Source organism: Asaia krungthepensis NRIC 0535, assembly GCF_025995175.1.
Taxonomy (GTDB): domain Bacteria; phylum Pseudomonadota; class Alphaproteobacteria; order Acetobacterales; family Acetobacteraceae; genus Asaia; species Asaia krungthepensis.
Map to the genome: position 1 here is coordinate 136,935 of NZ_BAPV01000002.1, position 18,879 is coordinate 155,813.

The 18,879-nt window shown below is 61.4% G+C and carries 11 protein-coding genes; 4 read left to right on the plus strand and 7 right to left on the minus strand.

What is annotated here, in order from left to right; translation table 11 throughout:
* Window positions 1–10: 10 nt before the first annotated feature.
* Window positions 11–2,167, minus strand: a complete 2,157-nt coding sequence (locus tag AA0535_RS01320) for a protein-disulfide reductase DsbD family protein (protein WP_264814085.1) — start codon at window positions 2,165–2,167, stop codon at window positions 11–13.
* 64 nt (window positions 2,168–2,231) lie between these two features.
* Here AA0535_RS01320 and hrpB point away from each other — a divergent pair, with 64 nt between their 5' ends.
* Window positions 2,232–4,766 (plus strand): ATP-dependent helicase HrpB, encoded by a 2,535-nt coding sequence (gene hrpB, locus AA0535_RS01325; RefSeq protein WP_264814086.1) that lies wholly within the window; start codon window positions 2,232–2,234, stop codon window positions 4,764–4,766.
* Between the two features lie 35 nt (window positions 4,767–4,801).
* On the opposite strand, the gene AA0535_RS01330 is transcribed toward hrpB, so the two are convergent.
* The 6 genes from AA0535_RS01330 to AA0535_RS01355 all read right to left on the minus strand — a co-directional run bounded on the left by AA0535_RS01330 (window position 4,802) and on the right by AA0535_RS01355 (window position 14,194).
* The gene (locus AA0535_RS01330; protein WP_264814087.1) at window positions 4,802–6,958 is read right to left on the minus strand and encodes a TonB-dependent siderophore receptor; all 2,157 of its coding nucleotides are present in this window, start codon (window positions 6,956–6,958) and stop codon (window positions 4,802–4,804) included.
* 209 nt (window positions 6,959–7,167) lie between these two features.
* Complete coding sequence (gene ydiJ, locus AA0535_RS01335; RefSeq protein WP_264814088.1) at window positions 7,168–10,215, minus strand: D-2-hydroxyglutarate dehydrogenase YdiJ; 3,048 nt, start codon at window positions 10,213–10,215, stop codon at window positions 7,168–7,170.
* A gap of 172 nt (window positions 10,216–10,387) precedes the next feature.
* Window positions 10,388–10,717, minus strand: coding sequence for a hypothetical protein (locus AA0535_RS01340; protein ID WP_264814090.1), 330 nt, complete (start codon window positions 10,715–10,717; stop codon window positions 10,388–10,390).
* A gap of 87 nt (window positions 10,718–10,804) precedes the next feature.
* Window positions 10,805–12,217: a sensor histidine kinase gene (locus AA0535_RS01345; RefSeq protein ID WP_264814092.1), complete on the minus strand. Its 1,413-nt coding sequence runs from the start codon at window positions 12,215–12,217 to the stop codon at window positions 10,805–10,807.
* A gap of 18 nt (window positions 12,218–12,235) precedes the next feature.
* Window positions 12,236–12,916 carry a winged helix-turn-helix domain-containing protein gene (locus AA0535_RS01350; RefSeq protein WP_025842033.1) on the minus strand — a complete coding sequence of 227 codons (681 nt, stop codon included), beginning with the start codon at window positions 12,914–12,916 and terminating at the stop codon, window positions 12,236–12,238.
* Between the two features lie 96 nt (window positions 12,917–13,012).
* The gene (locus AA0535_RS01355) at window positions 13,013–14,194 is read right to left on the minus strand and encodes a S1C family serine protease (protein WP_264814095.1); all 1,182 of its coding nucleotides are present in this window, start codon (window positions 14,192–14,194) and stop codon (window positions 13,013–13,015) included.
* A gap of 303 nt (window positions 14,195–14,497) precedes the next feature.
* Between AA0535_RS01355 and rfaE1 the strand changes: the two genes are divergently transcribed.
* From rfaE1 to AA0535_RS01370, 3 genes are all read left to right on the plus strand, one after another.
* Window positions 14,498–15,958 (plus strand): D-glycero-beta-D-manno-heptose-7-phosphate kinase, encoded by a 1,461-nt coding sequence (gene rfaE1 / locus AA0535_RS01360; RefSeq protein WP_264814096.1) that lies wholly within the window; start codon window positions 14,498–14,500, stop codon window positions 15,956–15,958.
* Between the two features lie 75 nt (window positions 15,959–16,033).
* The gene (locus AA0535_RS01365) at window positions 16,034–17,182 is read left to right on the plus strand and encodes an AGE family epimerase/isomerase (RefSeq protein WP_264814098.1); all 1,149 of its coding nucleotides are present in this window, start codon (window positions 16,034–16,036) and stop codon (window positions 17,180–17,182) included.
* Window positions 17,183–17,611: 429 nt separating this feature from the next.
* Entirely contained in the window at window positions 17,612–18,127 is a 516-nt protein-coding gene (locus AA0535_RS01370) for a hypothetical protein (RefSeq protein WP_264814099.1), read from the plus strand.
* The last annotated feature ends 752 nt before the right edge of the window (window positions 18,128–18,879 follow it).

Here is an 18,879-nt window from a genome sequence, read left to right on the forward strand (position 1 = left end):
AGATGTTTCCTCATTTAATGGTGTCGAGCACACCCGACGCCGTCAGGATCTGAGGCAATATCGTCCCATCCTTGTGAGGCGCGTAATAAACATACAAAGGCACGCCGTCGCGCCCATGATCACGCAGGAATGCGCTGATCGTCTCGTCGCGATTGGTCCAGTCTCCCTTCATGTAGGTGATATTTTTTTCCTCGAAAGCCTGTTTCACCTGAGCCGATTGAAGCGCCACACGCTCATTCACCATGCAGGTGATGCACCAGGCTGCCGTCATATCGATGAAAACAGGTTTCCCCTGATCGCGCAGGCTGGCCAGACGCTCGGGTGAATAGGCGACAACGCCGAGTTCCCCAGTCATACCGATCGGACGGGCATCGGCCGTGGCATCGTCGATGCGGGTCAGGCTGACTCCCGCAAGCACCAGTGCCAGCAACGCAATGACGCGCCCGATAATTACGGGCATGGTTGCCCCCCGGATCATCGCCTGACGCTGCGTGGTGCCGAACAACCATGCTGCGAGGCCTAGGGCGACAGCGCCGCCCAGCCCCACCGGCAGGATCATGGCGCCACGCTGGACGCAGGCCACCCAGAAAAGCCAGACGGATGTTCCCAGGAGAGGGAAAGCCAGAGCCTGTTTGAGCACAGCCATCCAGGCACCCGGCCGGGGCATATGACGGGCAAGGAACGGAATGGTGGCAATGGCGACATAGGGCGAGGCCAGACCGAAACCCATGGCGAGAAACAGCGCCATGCCAGCCCAGGCAGGACCGCTCAGGGCCGCCGCAATGGCCGCCCCCATGAAGGGCGCCGTGCAGGGTGTTGCCACGATCACGGCCAGAAGCCCGGTCAGCATATCGCCCCAGACACCATGGCGCGGGGTGACATCCTGGCCGATACGACCAAGCGTGACCTCGAACACACCCAGCAGGTTGAGCGCCATCATGACCAGAAGCCAGGCCACGCCAATCACGAAGATGGGCGACTGAAACTGGAATCCCCAGCCCGCCGCGGAACCGACACTGCGCAGCACGATCATGGCGACGCCGAGAGCGGCGAAGCTGCCCATCACGCCGGTCGTATAGGCCAGCGCACTCTGGATCTGCTCATGACGATGCGAGCCCCCGAGACGGGCCAGGGAAAAGGCTTTCATGGCCAGAACAGGAAAAACACAAGGCATCAGGTTGAGAATGAGCCCGCCCAGAAAGGCAAAGATCAGCATCTTCCACAGGGCGCCCTGAACCTTGTGTGCCTCTGGCGCCATGACAGGCACCTGTCCTGCGGCAGGCATGGACGTCGCCGCCGCAGCAGGCGCCGCAGACTGTGTCGTTATCCAGAGCGGGGTCTGCTGCCCTGCCTCGTCCTGAAGGACCACGATACCTTCGAGAGTTGCGGGACGGTGAGCCGCATCGATCCAGTTCAGCTTGAGCGTGACTTTCCCGTCGCTCACATCCAGCTTCTGCGGCGCAACCTGATCGATCACCCCGGTGACAGAAGGCATGAACCAGGCCCGTTTGACGCTCGCCATCGACAGGCCCTGACCGCTCAGGCTCAGCAGCCCGTCCGATGTGACTGCGGCGGCAAAAGGAGACGGAACAGGGCTCGATTGCGCCGCATGAACAAAAAGCGGACCCTGTGCCGAACTATTGGGGGCGGTCTTGCCCTGTGCATCGGAGGAAGCCGGCAGGTCGAGCGAGAAGTCGCCGCTCTCGGGCACGCAGGTGGAAGCGCAGACCAGCCATTCAGCATGGGCCTTGAGCGTGACCGTTCCGGCACTGCCCGCAAGTTTCAGGCTCTGAGGCAGGAGCACGTCGCCCGTATAGGCATAGGACATCAGCCCACCCTCGCTGATGCGCACAGGCGTCGGAAAGGCAATCGCGTCGCTCTGACCGCTCAGGGCACCACTGGCGGTGGTCTTCAATGTGGGGGCCTCTCCGGCATCGCCCGCATTGAGCCAGTAGGTATGCCATCCCGGTTTCAGCTGAAGGCGCAGCCCCACATGAAGGGTCTCACCCGGCCTGACAGCATCGCGATCCGTCACAAGGGTCGCGATATCATGGGCAGAGGGAACCGGCGCGCTCTCCGCAGCAAGGGCGGGGGCCGAGACGGGAGTAAGGGAAAAAGCCCCGAAGGCGGTCAGAAGAAAGGCAAGGGGAGACAGCTTACGCAGCATGAGACCGATCGCAGTGAGGGAAGAGAATTGCCGAGCGCCCTGTGGACGCGCCATAGAGGTCAGTATGACCGGTCCGATATCGCCCGCCAATCTCATTTCGCTTCCCGTTCTTCCTGTTTCCGCCGCATTGCCCGCCTTGCAGGCTGCACTGGACTCGGCGCGCAACGCCGTGCTGGTCGCCCCACCGGGGGCAGGCAAGACGACTTTGGTGCCGCTTCATCTTTTACAAGCCCCCTGGCGTCAGGAGGGGCGCATTCTGGTGGTCGAGCCACGGCGCGTAGCCGTGCGCAGCGCCGCGCATCGCATGGCGTCTCTGCTGGGAGAGCCGGTCGGGCAAAGCGTGGGCTATCGCACCCGCACCGATTCTGCGGTCAGTGCAGCCACGAGGATCGAGGTGGTGACAGAAGGGCTACTGCTGCGACGGCTGCTGACCGACCCGCTGCTGGAGGATACGGCCTGCATCCTGTTCGACGAAGTGCATGAGCGCTCGCTCGATCTTGATACGGCACTGGCCTTTGCGCTCGATTTGCAACGCACGATGCGTCCAGAGCTGCGTCTGGTGGCCATGTCTGCCACAACGGACGGGCGCGCCTTCACTACCCTTCTCGATGGTGTGCTGGTGGAAAGCGAGGGGCGGGCCTACCCGCTCGAGATCCGTCACGCCAGACGCGATCTGGCGGCAGTGCGCGACCTGCCTGACGTCATGGCCCGGACCATCCGCGGGCTTCTGGCCGAGGAGGAGGGAGATATCCTCGCCTTCCTGCCCGGTGTGGGGGAAATTCGTCGGTGTGCCTCTGCGCTTGAGGGCGTGAAGGCCCTGGTTCTGCCACTTTATGGCGAGCTCGACACACGCGAGCAGGATCTGGCGCTGAAGCCCGACACGCGCCGCAAGGTGGTACTGGCCACCTCGATTGCCGAAACCTCCCTGACCGTGCCGGGTGTGCGGCTTGTGGTCGATGGCGGGTTCCGTCGCGAGCCGAGGCTGGATGTCGGTTCAGGCCTTTCGCGCCTCGAAACGCTCCGCGTCTCGCGTGCCACGGCAACGCAGCGCGCGGGCCGTGCAGGCCGCGAGGCGCCAGGTATTGCCGTGCGTCTGTGGACGGAAGCCACAGGACGCGCCCTGATTGCCCATGATCTGCCCGAAATCCTGGCCAGCGATCTGAGCGGCCATTGCCTCGACGTGGCAGCCTGGCGGGAGGTGATGGGAACGCCACCCGAAGCTCTTGCCCTGCTGGATGCCCCGCCCGAGGGCGCACGCCAGGCCGCGATCGCACTGCTGCAGGCTCTTGGCGCACTCGATCCGGCAGGACATATCACGAAGCTCGGCAGCGCGATGGCGCGTCTGGGGGCCCAGCCCCGTCTGGCGGCGATGATGTGCGCGGCCCGCACCCCGCCCGAAAAAGCCACCGCCGCCGCCCTGGCCGCTCTGCTTGAGGAGCGTGACCCGTTGCGCCCGCGTGTCGTGCCGGGGCAACGCAACCCTGCCACGCAAGCGGATATCCAGACGCGCCTTGCACTCATTGATGGAGCCGATTTCCATCCGCAGGCGGATCGGGCCAGCCTGGCGCGCATTCGTCAGTCGGCGCAGCGCTATCAGAAGCGTCTTGGCCTGAATCAGCGTCTGCCGCTCGATCCTTCCTGTGCGTCGGCGCTTCTCGCGGCGGGTTTCCCTGATCGCGTGGCCATGGCGGCTGGTGAAAAAGGGCGGTACCGCCTGTCCGGGGGTGGTTCAGCGCGTTTGAGCGCCATCGACCCGATGGCGCGTGAAACGTTGCTCGTGGCACCTGCCCTTCATATGCGCACGGCCACCGAAATCTGCCTGGCGGCCCCGCTTGATCTGAACGACCTGCCCCGAACCCTGCTGGCCAGAACGGAAGAACAGGTCGAAACGGCCCTCGATCCCGCCACGGGGAATGTGATTGCGCGCAGGCGTCTGCGTCTTGGCACGCTCGTGTTGCGCGACCGTTCGGCGCCAGCGGCCCCCGAGGAGATACAGGACCTTCTTCTGGGGCGTATCCGGGCCGATCTCGCGGGCAGTCTGGGCTGGACCGATGCCTGTCACCAGTTCCGCGCCCGCCTTGCCCTGGCGCGTGCCCATCTGGACGAGACCTTGCCCGCGGCCGATGACGACACGCTTGTGGCAACGCTCGATGAATGGCTGCTGCCCTATATGGAGGGCATGACAAAAATCTCTCAGGTTCAGGCGCTGGATCTGCTGTCGCTGCTGCGCCAGAGGCTGGATTACGCGCAGCTCAGGCGGCTCGATCAGGATCTGCCAACCAGCCTGAATCTGCCCGGCGCACAGCCTGCCATCGATTACTGCGATCCAACGCCAACCATCTCGGCGCGGGCCCAGGCCTTTTATGGACTCAGGGAAACACCGCGTCTGGCCAATGGACAGGTGAAACTGCAATTCGCGCTTTTATCCCCCGCAGGGCGTCCTCAGGCGATCACGGCCGATATTGCGGCCTTCTGGAAAACAGGCTGGGCCGATATGCGGCGCGACATGCGCGGACGCTACCCCAGACATGACTGGCCCGAAGACCCCGCCGCGGCCAGTCCGCCCCCGCCGCGCAGACGTCCAACAGAGAAGAACTGAGCATTTGCACCATCTGGCCATAGCGCCAGGGAAGGTCACCAGCGCTGGGAGAGGGTCACAAACACAGCCCTTCCCGGTGCCCAGGCACAGGCCACGTCGCGCGTGCACATGGCCACGTATCGACGATTGGCTATATTCGTCCCGTTGAACTGTATCCGCGTACGGCCTCTGTCGATATGGGCCTGAAGATCCCAGACAAGCTGCGAAGGCACAGAGAAGGTCAGGGGAATGGAACCTGCCGTGTTGCCGGTATAGCGCATCCCCGCGCCCAGCCCCGCCTGCCAGAGCGTCGAGAATGCCACATCGCGCTTGAGGAACAGTGAGGCCATATGCGAGGGAATGGCCACAGGGCGCTGCCCTATCTGAGCCGCCACTGTCGACCGCAGCACGCGCGGGTCCTGATAGGTGAAGCTGGCGATAAAATCGATCCTGTAAGGCAGGCGCCCTACCCCCTCGAATTCGAATCCGCGCGTCCTCTGCCGCCCCGTCTGAACGCTGAACGAAGAGTTCGAGGGATCGGCCGTGAGAACATTATCCTGCACCAGATTGAAGAAATCGGCCGTGAGCATGAAATTATCGATGCCACGCAGGGGGTGAACGGGCTTGTATTTGATCCCCGCCTCGATCTGCTTTCCCGTCGTCGGGACGAAGGCCGTTCCCCCAAAAGTCGTTCCCACCTGAGGCTGGAACGAGGTAGCATAGGACACATACGGGTTGAGCCCGATAGTTGACTGATAGACGAGCCCGACACGCCCGGTGAAGGCATTGTTGTTCTGCGGTGTCCGACCACCATTCAGATTATTGACGGTCATGCTCTGGGTGAAATCGCCGCGACCTGACAGGGTGAGATACCAGCGTTGCCAGTTGGCCTGCTCCTGGGCATAGACTCCGGTATCTGTTTCCGTCTCATTCGTGCTCGATGTACTGCCGTAGACCGGCCAGGTTATGGCGCGATAGACCGGCGCATAGAGATTGAGCGCTGGTGCGGCGCGCTGGCCGCGACGATTAGCCAGAAAATCGCTTCTGAAATCCACACCGGTCAGGATCTCGTGGTGAATGGCCCCAGTACGGAAGGTGACCGCCGAGCGCGTGTCGAGGGTGACATTGTTGTAGTTGCCCTGCTGATTGAGCGCCGTACGGTTGATGCTCTGCTTGTCGGCCGAAAGGGATGACGTCGTGACAAAGCGGTAGAGCACGTCGAGATGCGCGTACCGCATGTTCTGCGTCACGGTCCAGTTGGGCAGGATGTGTCTGACGACACTATACCCCACCGCGACCTGACGCTTGGAATACACATCGTAATCGGCATCGCTGCTCAGGAAATTGCGGGCAATCCGCCCCCAGCGTGACGGCAACACGGTTCCCACAGCAGGCAGGAACTGTGCCGTTGACCCTGCATCGAGTTGCTCGAAACTGGTCAGCAGGGTGAGATTGGTCTTTTCGTCAGGCCGCCAGCTCAGCGATGGCGCAACATAGATTTCGTTATTCTTGATGTTGCGCGCATAGGTATCCGATTTGCGGATCAGCCCATTGAAGCGCCAGAGCAGCGTTTTTCGCGCATTGAGCGCGCCTCCGACATCCACCGCCCCCTGCACGCGCCCATACGACCCGGTCTGGAAATCGATCTCGTTGACCTGATCGGGATGCGGGCGCTTGCTGACAGCGTTGATGATGCCTCCCAGCTGTCCCGATCCATAAAGCGCCGATGAAGCACCGCGCAGCACATCCATTTCTTCCAGCCCCCAGGGTTCGATGCTGAAGCTCTGGGATGTGCTGGCGTCGGGTGCGCGCGTGCCATCGAGATAGATGTCGGGAGTAAAGCCGCGAATAGTCCCGAAATAGCCGCGCGGATCGTCCTTCGACCCATAATCGGACACACCTGCTGCGTAGCGCACAGCCTCGGACAGGCTACGCGCATTGAGTACGCTCATACGCTCCTGGGTGATGACCGTGATGTTCTGCGGCGTCAGCTCAAGCGGAGTGGAGGTTTTGGTGGCGCTGCTGGCCGTTGCGGGCAGGAAACTGCCGCGCGTGGCCGAGACACGGATTGTCTCATGCACAACCGGGGACTGCTTTGCCCTGGCAGGTGAGGAGGCAGATTTCTTCTCTTCCGCCGAGGCGTTCACTATTGGCAGAGCCGCGATCAGAGCAGAAAGGCACAAGGCCACGCGCAAACAACCAGACATCGTCATCCAGGCATCATGAGACAGGAACAGTTACGAATGAGAACGTTTCTCATTTGCATATTCCGGTCAGTTAGAAACCTGTCAGCTTCCTGTCAATCACGGATGAGTGATCCCCTCATGCATGGCGCGCCCCTGTGCCTGATGCGACACGCCCGCAGAAGCCGGTCAGCCTCATGGGCGACAGCGCACCCTTCTAAGGAGTTCGCCCTGCCGCTTCAGGTGACCGGAGGGGCAGTCATGCGGAGGCGATCGAGAAGCGCCACAAGCGGATGATCCAGCGTTTCACCTCTGAAGCGTCTGACCTGGCTACGGCAGGAATAGCCACTTGCCAGGATACGCTTGCCGCAGAGCATATCGAGATGCGGCCCCCAGGATTGCTCGAAGATGATCCGTGACGTCTCGAGATTGCGCGACTCATGCCCGAACGTGCCTGACATGCCGCAGCATCCGGTCTTCTCAAGAACAAGGGTCATCCCCAATCGGGCAAACAGTTCCTGCCAGTCTGCTCCCGAGCCGGTGAGAGCCGTCTTCTCCGTGCAATGACCGAGAAAGACGTGGTCAGGTCCGGGCACGGCGATTTCCTGCGGCCTGAGGGCGCTTAACAGGAACTCCTGAGGCAGGAGAATATCGGGCACGCCGGAAAGACCGGGGAGCTTGCGATATTCCTGTCGATAGATGAGCGTCATCGCCGGATCGAGTCCGACCAAAGGTACGCCGACCGAGGCAAGAACACGAAGGCGGGATATGTTCCGGCGCGCCTGGCTGGCAAAAAGTCCCAGAAAACCGTGCACGTGGAGTGGTTTGCCGCAGGCAAGGCTCTCAGCCAGATAAACACGATAGCCGCAGCGTGCGGCAAGCTCGATGAAAGCGGCCACCAGACCGGTCTCGAAATGCCGGGTAAACAGATCGGGCATGAGAATGACTGAGCGCTCCCGCTCTGCCTGCGTCTGGGCCAGAATCCGCTCGGGGGTCGCAGGCTCGACGCCCCATTCCCGGCAGACCGCGTTCAGTGAGTCACGCGACAGACGGGGCATGTCCTCCAGCCCCAGAACCCTGCGCAGGAGGGCCCGCACCGGCGGCAATCCTGCGCCGAGATTATAGAGCGGGGCCAGGCGCGCCATCACGGGCAGGGCATATTCGATCATCCCGACCAGATAATCGCGTAGGGGCCGTGCATAACGCTGGTGATACAGGCTCAGGAAGCGTGAACGGAAATCCGGGACATCGACTTTCACAGGACACTGGCTCGTGCAGGATTTGCAGGCAAGACAACTGGCCAGTGAGTCATAGAGCTGATGCGAGAAATCAAGCGGGGCGCGACTGCGACGATGAAAGACCGCGCGGATTCTGGCGCTTGGGGAGAGAGGCGCGTTTTCCAGACTGGCCGTGTCCACCCCGGCTCCAGCCTGAAGACGCAGCCATTCGCGCATGAGAGAGGCGCGGCCCTTGGGGGAGAAGCGCCGGTCGCGCGTCGCCTTCCATGACGGGCACATCGGATCGTCCTGATCGTAGTTGAAGCAGGCCCCGTTGCCATTGCAGTGCATGGCCGCGCCGAAACCTTTCCAGACCGGGTCCTGGATCTGCCGGTCCTGCGCACCGCGGAGCGGCACTTCATCCACGCGCAGGAGGGGGATGCGGTCTTGGGCGGGTGCGGCGATCTTGCCCGGATTGAGCTGGTTGAAGGGATCGAACACGCCCTTGATCTCTTCGAGGCAGGGATAAAGCGGGCCAAAGACATCGGGCACATATTCTGACCGCACGCCCTTGCCGTGCTCTCCCCAGAGCAGCCCACCGTAGCGACGGGTCAGACGGTGCACCTCATCGCTCAATGGGCGTATGAGGGCGGCATCTCGGGGGTTACGCATATCGAGCAGGGGACGAACATGCAGTACCCCGGCATCCACATGGCCGAACATGCCGTAATCGAGCCCATACCCGTCCAGGAGGGCGCGAAATTCCGCAATGAAATCGGCCAGCTTCTCGGGCGGGACCGCTGTATCCTCGACGAATGGCTGAGGGCGGGCCTCGCCCTGCACATTGCCCAGCAGACCCACCGCGCGCTTGCGCATGGCATAGACCTGCGAGACGGATTTCCGCCCCTCAGCCAGGGTATGGCCGCGCCTTCTGACCGTGCCGTCCAGCCTCAGATGCTCGAGGAAAGCACCGACCGTTTCACGCAGCGCTCGCTCATCATGCCCGGCGAACTCGACAAGGTTCAGCCCCTTCGCCGGGCCCTCGGCATCTTCGGGAAAGTAGCTTTCGACCGAGTTCCAGACGAAATCCTGCATGGCAAGGCCGAGAACCTTCGAATCGATAGTCTCGATCGAGAGAGGTTTGAGCCCGATCAGCGCGCGGGCGTCACGCAGCGCCTCCATGAAGCTGCCATACCGTATATTGACCAGAATGCTGTAGGGCGGGATCGACAGCAGGTTCAGCTTTGCCTCAGCGAGAAATCCCAGCGTGCCCTCTGAGCCGCAGAGCAGGCTGGTCAGATCGAAGCGCCCCTCCGAATCGCGCAGGTGACGCAGATCGTACCCGGTCAGGCAGCGATTGAGCCTGGGAAAAACCCGCTCGATCGTCTCTCTTTCACGCTCGGAAATACGCGCTACGCAGTCGTAGATCCGGGCGACATGGCTCTCACCGCGCCTGAGCGCTTCCAGTTCCACATCGTCGCACTTCGTACTGTACAGTGTCTCTCCACCCACCAGGATCGTGGAAAGGCCAAGAACGTGATCGCGCGTCTTGCCATAGGTACAGCTTCCCTGCCCGCTGGCATCGGTGCTGATCATGCCGCCAATGGTTGCGCGGTTCGATGTCGAGAGTTCGGGGGCAAAAAAGAGCCCATGCGCGGCAATAGCAGCGTTGAGCTGGTCCTTGACCACCCCCGGCTCGACGCGCACCCATTTCTCCTCGACATTGATCTCAAGGATGCGGTTCATGTGGCGCGACAGATCCACCACGATCCCGTCAGTCAGGGACTGGCCGTTCGTTCCCGTGCCGCCGCCGCGCGGCGCGAAGACCACACCCCGCCAGGCATCCAGTCCCGCCAGACGAGCCAATATTTCGAGGTCCTGACGGTGGCGGGGGCAGATGACCGCCTCAGGATGGCGCTGATAGATCGAATTATCGGTCGCGTGGACAAGACGCGTGTCATGACCGGTGCCGATCTCGCCCGTGAAACCGGCCTTGCGCAGTGCCTCGAGAAAGGCGGCATGGGTGCCGGAATTGCCTGGGGTCTTGTCGAGAACAGCGATCATGTTCATGGCCGGTCATCCAAAACGATGGGTGCCAGGCGGGACCGAGACCAGTCGGACCGCCACAGGCAGGGCCCTGGATTACCGCGAACAACCGCCAGACGATAGAGAGGCGCGCATTACGAGGCGTACGGCCCTGTCAGCAGGGACGATCGATCATCCACCCGCAATGCGCGGCGTTTCAGGAGCGGGTCAACACCACAAGGGCGCGCCTTTCCTGCGCAATACCTGTGCGCAGGTGACCATGGGCACAAAGAGCCTCCCCCTCATGCTCCAGATACATTGCCTGATTGATGACGGGGGGTGTCGCGGTGGCCGTCTGGCGCAATGTCCGGTGCACCTTGCGGGCAAGAGTCCGGCAATATTCCAGCGTATCACTCGTCACCGCCATCGGCACGGCTTCCGCCCGGATGGGGGACATTGTCCGTCCCAGCCCAGTCTCCGCCTCGGCAACGCCGGGCAGGCCAAGGGCGCAGGTCAGGCCGAGAAGCATGAAGGCGGATTGGGTCATGAGACCCGCATTATGGGACCGTGTATTGCGGCCTGATGGGCCACGCATGAAGACTTGTTTAAGTGGTCAGTTTTCGACCACCCTGTGTCACCTCAGCGTCGTTTCCTCAACGGGAAGGCTCAGAACCACGCGCAATCCGCGTTGCAGCGGCTCAAGCGCCAGAGTGCCACCATGAAGCTGCGCCACAGCCTGAACGAGCGACAGGCCCAGCCCGGCGCCGGGCGTATTACGGGCCTGATCCGCCCGGAAAAACCGCTCCGACGCGCGTGCCAGATCCTCAGCCGACATACCTGGCCCCTCATCTGTCACGCTGATCCGAACCAGCGAGCCCGACGTTCCTGCACGCAGAGTGACCGTGGTGTCGGAGGGCGAGAACTTGATCGCGTTGTCGATCATGTTCGCCACAGCCTGCTGGATCAGACGGGCATCACCATGGAAAAGAAGACGCGGTGGGAGGTCGAGCGCAATCTGCAACCCTGCATCCTCTGCGGTCGCCTCGTAGAGTTCGGCAATATCATGGAGTGGCCGGATCAGATCGGTAGTCTCGAAAGCCGCACGACGCGCTCCAGCCTCGATCTGGGCAATGCGCATCAGGGCATCAAACACCGCTGTGACATGATCAAGATCCGCAACCGCACGATAGATCGCATCATGCATCTCTTCGGTCGACCTTGCATGAAGCGCTGCATCCTCGAGCCTGTTACGGGCACGGGTGATCGGGGTACGCAGGTCATGGGCAATCGAGTTGGAGACCTGTTTCACGCCTTCCATCAGCTTCGAGATACGATCGAGCATCCTGTTGATGGAATGGGCAACCAGATCGACATCGTTCCCGACGAGGGGCATGCGCTGGCGCATGTCACCATTGGCCAGCGCCGTTGTGGTGCGCGCGATGGAACTCAGAATGCGGCTGAAAATGCCGCGCACCACCCAGGCACCGCCAATGGCCAGTGCCGTGACCATCAGCCATGACCAGAGAAAGGTCTCTGTGAGTACACGGCGCAGGATATCGCGACCCCGGATATCGCGGCCCACGAGCAGTTGCAGCCCGTCGGGCAGGACATAGGCATGCATGGCCGCCGAGGTGGTATTGCCCGCCCGGCTGATCTTGAGTGTGTAGAACCGATCGGCGCGTTGCACGGCTTCGGGCCATGAGGGCATGTTCCCCGCCAGGCGCTGACCGCCCGGCGTGATCAGCAGATAAAGATCCTGATCTTCGACGTCCTGATCGAGGCGGTCCTGGATCGCGCGTTGCAGGCTCGATAATCCGCCCTGCATCCAGCGCTCTGCCAGGCCATGTGCATCGGCATCGACTGCCTGGCCCACCTCGCGCTCAAGCGCCCCAATCGTGTGCCACCAGAGAAAGGTGAGAAACAGCGTGGCTGACAGGGCAAAGACAAGCCCATAACCGAGAGAGAATCCAAGTCCAGCCGAGCGGAACCGCCAGGCGCGTTTCCACCAGACACGAAGCAGGGGAAAACGCGACAGGCTGAACCTCATGAAACCGGAGTACCCTGCTTAGTTGGCGCGCAGGATATAGCCTGCATTGCGAATGGTATGGATCAGCGCGGTTTCAAAAGGCTTGTCAACCTTCTGGCGCAGGCGGGACACGTGGACGTCGATCACGTTGGTCTGCGGGTCGAAGTGGTAGTCCCACACGCGCTCCAGCAACATGGTGCGCGTCACAACCTGACCGGCATGGCGCATCAGGAATTCGAGCAGGCGGAATTCACGCGGCTGCAGATCGATCTTCTCGTCCCCGCGTTTCACGGTGCGTGACAGCAGATCCATTTCCAGATCAGCCACGGTCAGTTTCGTCTGCGGGGCCTGTTCGGCACTGCCGCGACGGGCCAGCGCCTCGACACGGGCCAGTAGCTCCGAGAACGCGAAGGGCTTGGTCATGTAGTCATCACCGCCCGCCTTCAGCCCGGCCACGCGCTCGTCGACATCCGCGAGCGCGGAAAGAAGCAGGACGGGGGTCGCGTTGTTCTGGGCACGGAGCGTTTCAAGAATACGCAGACCGTCAATACCCCCCGGCAACATGCGATCGAGAATAACGATATCGAAGTTCTCGCTGACGGCGAGGAACAGACCGTCCTTCCCGTTATCGGCTTCCTCGACAAGGTGCCCTGTTTCCTTCAGGCCCTTCACGATGAAGCTCCTGACGGTGGGATCATCCTCGACAAGCAGAATACGCATGGTCAGTCCTTGGCTTCGAAAGGCGGTGGGTCCGCCCCTCACTTTAGGGTGACTGCATTATCTTTCAGTTACGCGCGAGAAGAAAGGGTTCTCTGGTCAGAGATCGGCATCGGCCGGACGTTTCCCGATGGGAAGCGTGACAGTGACGGTCTTGCCCTTGCGAATTACCGTGAATGTGACGTTACTCCCCGGTTTCCCGGCGGCGACGCTGCGCAACAATGCGCGACCATTCTCGACTGCAACGTTATTGATGGCGGTAATCTTGTCACCCTTCATCAACCCCCCCTTCTGGGCGGGACCGTTACGGTCGACATCGACCAGGACCACCGATCCATCCCCGTCATCGAGAGTCACGCCAAGCCAGCCATGATCGACGTGACCCGTACGCCGGATCTCCTCGACGATCGGGGCCACGATCTCGGACGGGATACCGAAACCGATCCCGACGGATCCTCCCGCCGGTGACACCATGGCCGCATTCACTGCTACAACCTGCCCACGCATGTTGAAAGCCGGACCACCGGAATTGCCCGGATTGATCGGCGCATCGAGCTGCAGGAAATCGTCGAGCGACCCGGCACCGAGGTCACGCCCGCGCGCAGAGACAATTCCTGCACTCACGGAAGAGCCGAAACCGAAAGGATTGCCCGCAACCAGTATCCAGTCGCCCACATTCACCTTGTGGCTGTCCCCCCAGGTCACATAAGGCAGCGGCTTGGGTGACTCCACCTTGATCACGGCAATATCGGTCAGTGCATCCACCCCTACCAGCTTGGCCGGCAGTTCCTGGCCGTTGGAGAGCGAGACGGTCACGTTATCCGCATCACCCACCACGTGGTCATTCGTGACGATGATGCCGGAAGGATCGATAATGAAGCCCGAGCCAGCGCCAAGGATTTCCTCCTGATGGCGCTGCATCTTTTCGCGATACCTCTTTTCGAGCGGCGTTCCCTTGATCTGGGCCGGGACCTTGCCCCCGCCTTCCGAACTGATCTGGGTAATGGCGATGTTCACCACAGCCGGGATGACGCGCTGCACCAGGGGAGCAAAGGAGAGCGGACCCGATTGCACCAGAACCGGCGGCAGCGCAGGCGTTCCGTCCGGTACCGCCGCCTGCGCCGGAATTTGCACGGTACTCGCCGGTGGCACGGCCGGTATGGCCGGATGGCTTGGCTGTGGAGGCGGGTGCGGAAGGAATTTCTCGAGAAAGGCCGGCAGGGCATGAGCCTGCTCCACGCCGAACCCGGCCAGGATGAGGAGACCAAGAGCAACGCGCATCAAGAAACCACAGACGAGGCAGGATTCGGAATCATGCCGCCACGATAGCGCAGAAATGAAATGATGCCATCTCTACTTCCTCGCCCACGAACCTGGGTCGAGCCGCGATATCTCTTGCGCCGTGCACCATCCGGCGCGGCCCGTCACCGTCGCCGTCTGCGGTGCGGAGGATTGTCATTCCCGCTCTCCTTTGGCAGGACAGGGAGCGGATTACATGATGAAGAACAGGATCGTACCTGTGAGGGAGCCTGACCTGCTAGCGTCAGCGCCCGGCGATTACAGGTGGCTTCGCAAGGATGATCGATGATTAGCGACTTCATATTCGGACGGGTCTTGATCATCGGCGATCTGCTGCTCGACTGCTATATCCATGGCTCGGTCGATCGCATCTCTCCGGAGGCCCCGGTTCCGGTTCTCCTGCGTGCGAAACACAGCACCGTTCCCGGTGGTGCCGCCAATGTCGCCATGAATGCTGCTGCGCTTGGCTGCACCGTCGATCTGGTCGGGCTCGTGGGGCAGGACAGTTCGGCGCGGGAATTCCGCAAGGCAATCGGCAGGCAGCCGAATATCGATCCGGGGCATCTGGTCGAGGATGCAGACTGGGTCACCATCACCAAGACACGTGTATTGAGCGGAAGGCAGCAGATCGTTCGCATTGACGAGGAACCTTCTGTGGTGATTCCGGCCGCCGTTCAGGAGCGCCTCATCGCCGCCGCTCTCGCCGCAATGGAACGGGCCGATGTGATTGTCTGCTCGGATTACGCCAAGGGGGTTCTGAGCGATGGCGTCCTCCAAGCCGTGATCCGGGCTGCCAATCAGCGCGGTATTCCCGTCGTGATCGATCCCAAGCGCCGTGACCTCACAGCCTATAAGGGCGCCCAGCTCATCACGCCCAATCGCAAGGAACTGGCTGCGGCCACTGGTTTGCCTGTCGGCAGCGATACCGAAATCCATTTTGCCGCCCTCGCTGCCCAGGAGCAGTTTGGCGGGGACGTGCTTGTCACACGCTCTGAAGAAGGCATGACCCTGCTGGAACGCAATGGGCGCATGACCCATGCCCATGTACCGAAATCGGAAGTCTTCGATGTTTCGGGCGCAGGAGATACGGTGGTTGCGACTTTGGCGGGCATGATCTCCGCCAGAGCCGATCTGCGTACCGCCATGGTGATCGCGACCAACGCGGCATCGATCGTGGTGGGCAAGCTTGGTACGGCCACAGTCTCACGAGCGGAACTGAGCGCCGCCCTGAAATCGAAGATCGACCGTGATGGCGTAATTGCAACGCTGCCTCAGGCCCAGGCCATGATCGAGGCGTGGCGTCAGCATGGTGCGCGGGTCGTTTTCACCAATGGATGTTTCGACTTGCTGCATCCAGGACATATCGCCCTCATTCAGGCGGCAGCGCGTGAGGGTGACAAGCTCATCGTCGCGCTGAACAGCGACGCCTCGGTACGGAGGCTGAAAGGCGAGGAGCGACCGCTACAGGACGAACGTGCACGGGCCATTGTCATGGGAGCCCTGCGCGACGTCGATCTGGTGGTTATCTTTGAAGAAGACACACCTTACGAGACGATCTGCGCTCTTCGCCCCGACATCATCGTCAAGGGGGCGGACTACACCGAGGACGAGGTCGTGGGCGGAGATATTGTGAAATCCTATGGTGGTCGCGTCGTGCTGGCCGATCTGGTATCAGGGCGCTCGACGACCTCGATCGTAAGCAAGATGAAAACCGCCCCGCAGGCGGACACGCCGTCAGGCCCGTGAAGACAGCCCCGGTGTGAATGGCCCTGACCTGATAGGCCCCAACCTGATTGGCCCCCGATTGATATGAAGACCGCTATGCAAGATCCGGCCCTCTCCCTGCAGGAATCCTGGCGTGGCTGGCTTTTCGGTCTGGCTCTGCCATTATGGAGCACAGCGGGATTTGATGAGACACGTCGCCTGTATCATGAGCGTCTGGACTGGCAGGCGCGTCCCGTTGCCCTGCCAGCTCTGCGCCTGATGGTGCAGGCACGCCAGATCTCGACCTATTGCCGTGCGGCGCTCGATGGCGTGCATGATTCGGGACATCAGGCCCTGGATTGCCTGGACACGGTTTCTCGGCTGTTCCACCGCGCCGATGGCCATCCCGGCTGGATTTTCTCCATCGGGCAGAACAACCGCCCCGCAGACACCAGGCGCGACCTCTATGCTCATGCTTTCATCCTGTTCGCCTATGGCTGGGCCATCCGCTACGCCGACCGACCGCAGGACCGGCAGATGGCGCGGCGGATTGCCGAGGATATCGACAGAATCTTCACTGCGCCCAATGGCGGTTACCTCGATGCCGTTCCCGATGATGGGACACGCCGCAGCCAGAATCCTCACATGCATCTGCTCGAGGCCTATCTTGTCGTGTTCGAGGCAACCGGAGACGCCTTCTATCTTGACAAGGCCCGTGCACTGGTCTCCCTCGCCCGGAATCACCTGATTGACCGTCGCTCCGGTCTGCTGCTGGAATTCTTCGCACCCGACTGGGCGCCGCTGGCGCAACATGGGGCCAATCAGGTACAGGCGGGTCATCTCTTCGAATGGTCCTGGCTGCTGCGCGATTTCTCCCGGCTTGATGCGAGCAAGGGCAAAGAAGCTGAATGGCTGCAAAGCACCGCATCGCATCTCTTCACAGCCGGGTTCACCCATGGATGCGATCATGGCCGACTTGTCGTGCTCGACAGCATGAGCGACGCTCATGTGATTCAGGAACACTCCGCGCGTATCTGGGCGCAGACGGAGCTGCTCCGCCTTTTGCATATGAACCCGCAACAGGAAGACCGTGTGACGGCCGCGACAGCCTACGGACAGGCTTTCCTGCAGCATTTCGCGCCGAGCCGATTAAAAGGCGGCTGGATCGATCACATCGACGCGCAGGGCGAGCCGCTCGTCGACTATATGCCTGCGAGTTCGCTCTACCATATCTACGGAGCCGGCCGAGAAATCGCGTCCCGCTGAACCGGGTAGGCCCGCGTTTCGGTGGGCAGTTCAGAGCGAGCCTGCCTTCTTCTCGCCTGCTTTCCGGACACTGAGAAAGCGGCAGGCAAGCGCTCGTTCAAACCATCTTGGCTTGCGAACTCTGCAACGTTGGGGCAGCCAGCGCAATCAAGCCATCTTCCCCCGGCATCGTATGCAAATGATCTAGGGCTTCATGAAAGGGCAGGTGTTTATCTGTTATCAGCGTCCGGTCAGTATGGCGGGCGCGTTCCACGTGTAACGGACAAGACCCCCAGGTATCTTGTCTCCAGATTGAGACGAACCCCCTGGTCCCTCGCGCTTTTTGATGGAGCATGAATCAGGTGCGCTGCTCGTTCCGAGTGCCGTAGCCTCGGCCGCGCCACCAGATGATCATGTGTTTTCGCTCCCGCCACTCAATGAAAGCGCCTGATGGTCATACCCGCTTTTCCTCCACCTGATGCCGAGGAAGTCATTGCCCACGGCAAACCGACGGACAACGAACTGCTCGCCTATTATCGATCCGAAATCCGGTTCGAGACAGAGACCGTCAATGGGCGTCTTCAGGCATTGCTCAGCTCGCAGGCTTTCCTCGTCATCGCCTATGCGACGGCCATGACGGGGTCGACCTCCCGCTGGGGCGACCATATGGCCATTCTCATACCGCCCCTGCTGTCACTTCTCGGTTTCATGCTGACGCTGATGGCGCTGCCAGGTATCCGTGCGGGTTACGCGGCAATCAGCAAGTGGAATGAAAAGGAACACCGTCTCCACCAGCAATCGCCGAACCTGTCGGAATTCACATTGGGGAAAAGCGACGAGGATGCACGTGCCATGGCGCATCGCGCACGTCGCGGCCGAATGTTCGCCCATCAGGCCCCTCTTGTCTTCCTGATCGCCTGGAGCATTTTCGCGCTTATTCCGTTTTATCTGTATCGTGGTCTGTGACGCTGCGCACTGGTCGCAGACCGGCGTTAGGCCCGAAGCATGGCGCGGCATCGTAGAGTTGTGGGTACTCCAGAAGATAGCCAGGTTACTCGGCGTTAGGCGACGAGATCGTACAGATCGCTCTGGTGGCGATAGGAATACCATTCGTCATCGTGGGTGGCTGTTACGAGCCCCCTCTGCTTCGCCCATCCTCACGATCCACCGGCCAGCCGCTAGAGGTCAGACGAGCTCAAATCTCATGAGGCATTCCTGCGCACGTTCAGGACTGACGCGTTCAGGGTTTGATGGTGATGTACAGTATGCTGACTGGCTTGTTGGGGATGAACCTACTGTGTGCTGGCTTTATCGCGCATGGGAATGATTTAGCGCGTGGATCTTGTTTTGAGACCTGCCCCTGCGAGTTGCATTCTCGTTCACGTCACGGTCGATCTGGATGCAGGCGTCACGTCTTTTGGTGTTCACCCTTTGTACGACGATGCACCGTAGGTTTTGCTCTTTTTTGCGAGGCGTTGGGCAAGGTACTGGAGACGCGATACGTGTTCTGGAGCGCAATTCGAGCCGTTGAACACTGGCTTGGGGTTAGTGCCAACGCCTTTGAGCGCTTTTGTGGCCTTTATGGTGCCGACGGTGCTGCATATAAGCTTGGGTGCGCCTGCTGGAGCGATGCAGGGGATGTGTTCAGGTTATGCGGGTGTACCCCTGTGCGCGTTCCATGTGCAGGGTGAGCGCTGAGCACTACGCTGCTGCTGAGC

What these genes read in the sequence shown, in the direction of transcription:
- AA0535_RS01320 (WP_264814085.1), bottom strand. Translation starts at nt 2,167, where the DNA reads ATGCTGCGTAAGCTGTCTCCCCTTGCCTTTCTTCTGACCGCCTTCGGG.
- hrpB (WP_264814086.1), top strand. Translation starts at nt 2,232, where the DNA reads ATGACCGGTCCGATATCGCCCGCCAATCTCATTTCGCTTCCCGTTCTT.
- AA0535_RS01330 (WP_264814087.1), bottom strand. Translation starts at nt 6,958, where the DNA reads ATGACGATGTCTGGTTGTTTGCGCGTGGCCTTGTGCCTTTCTGCTCTG.
- ydiJ (WP_264814088.1), bottom strand. Translation starts at nt 10,215, where the DNA reads ATGAACATGATCGCTGTTCTCGACAAGACCCCAGGCAATTCCGGCACC.
- AA0535_RS01340 (WP_264814090.1), bottom strand. Translation starts at nt 10,717, where the DNA reads ATGACCCAATCCGCCTTCATGCTTCTCGGCCTGACCTGCGCCCTTGGC.
- AA0535_RS01345 (WP_264814092.1), bottom strand. Translation starts at nt 12,217, where the DNA reads ATGAGGTTCAGCCTGTCGCGTTTTCCCCTGCTTCGTGTCTGGTGGAAA.
- AA0535_RS01350 (WP_025842033.1), bottom strand. Translation starts at nt 12,916, where the DNA reads ATGCGTATTCTGCTTGTCGAGGATGATCCCACCGTCAGGAGCTTCATC.
- AA0535_RS01355 (WP_264814095.1), bottom strand. Translation starts at nt 14,194, where the DNA reads ATGCGCGTTGCTCTTGGTCTCCTCATCCTGGCCGGGTTCGGCGTGGAG.
- rfaE1 (WP_264814096.1), top strand. Translation starts at nt 14,498, where the DNA reads ATGATTAGCGACTTCATATTCGGACGGGTCTTGATCATCGGCGATCTG.
- AA0535_RS01365 (WP_264814098.1), top strand. Translation starts at nt 16,034, where the DNA reads ATGCAAGATCCGGCCCTCTCCCTGCAGGAATCCTGGCGTGGCTGGCTT.
- AA0535_RS01370 (WP_264814099.1), top strand. Translation starts at nt 17,612, where the DNA reads ATGGTCATACCCGCTTTTCCTCCACCTGATGCCGAGGAAGTCATTGCC.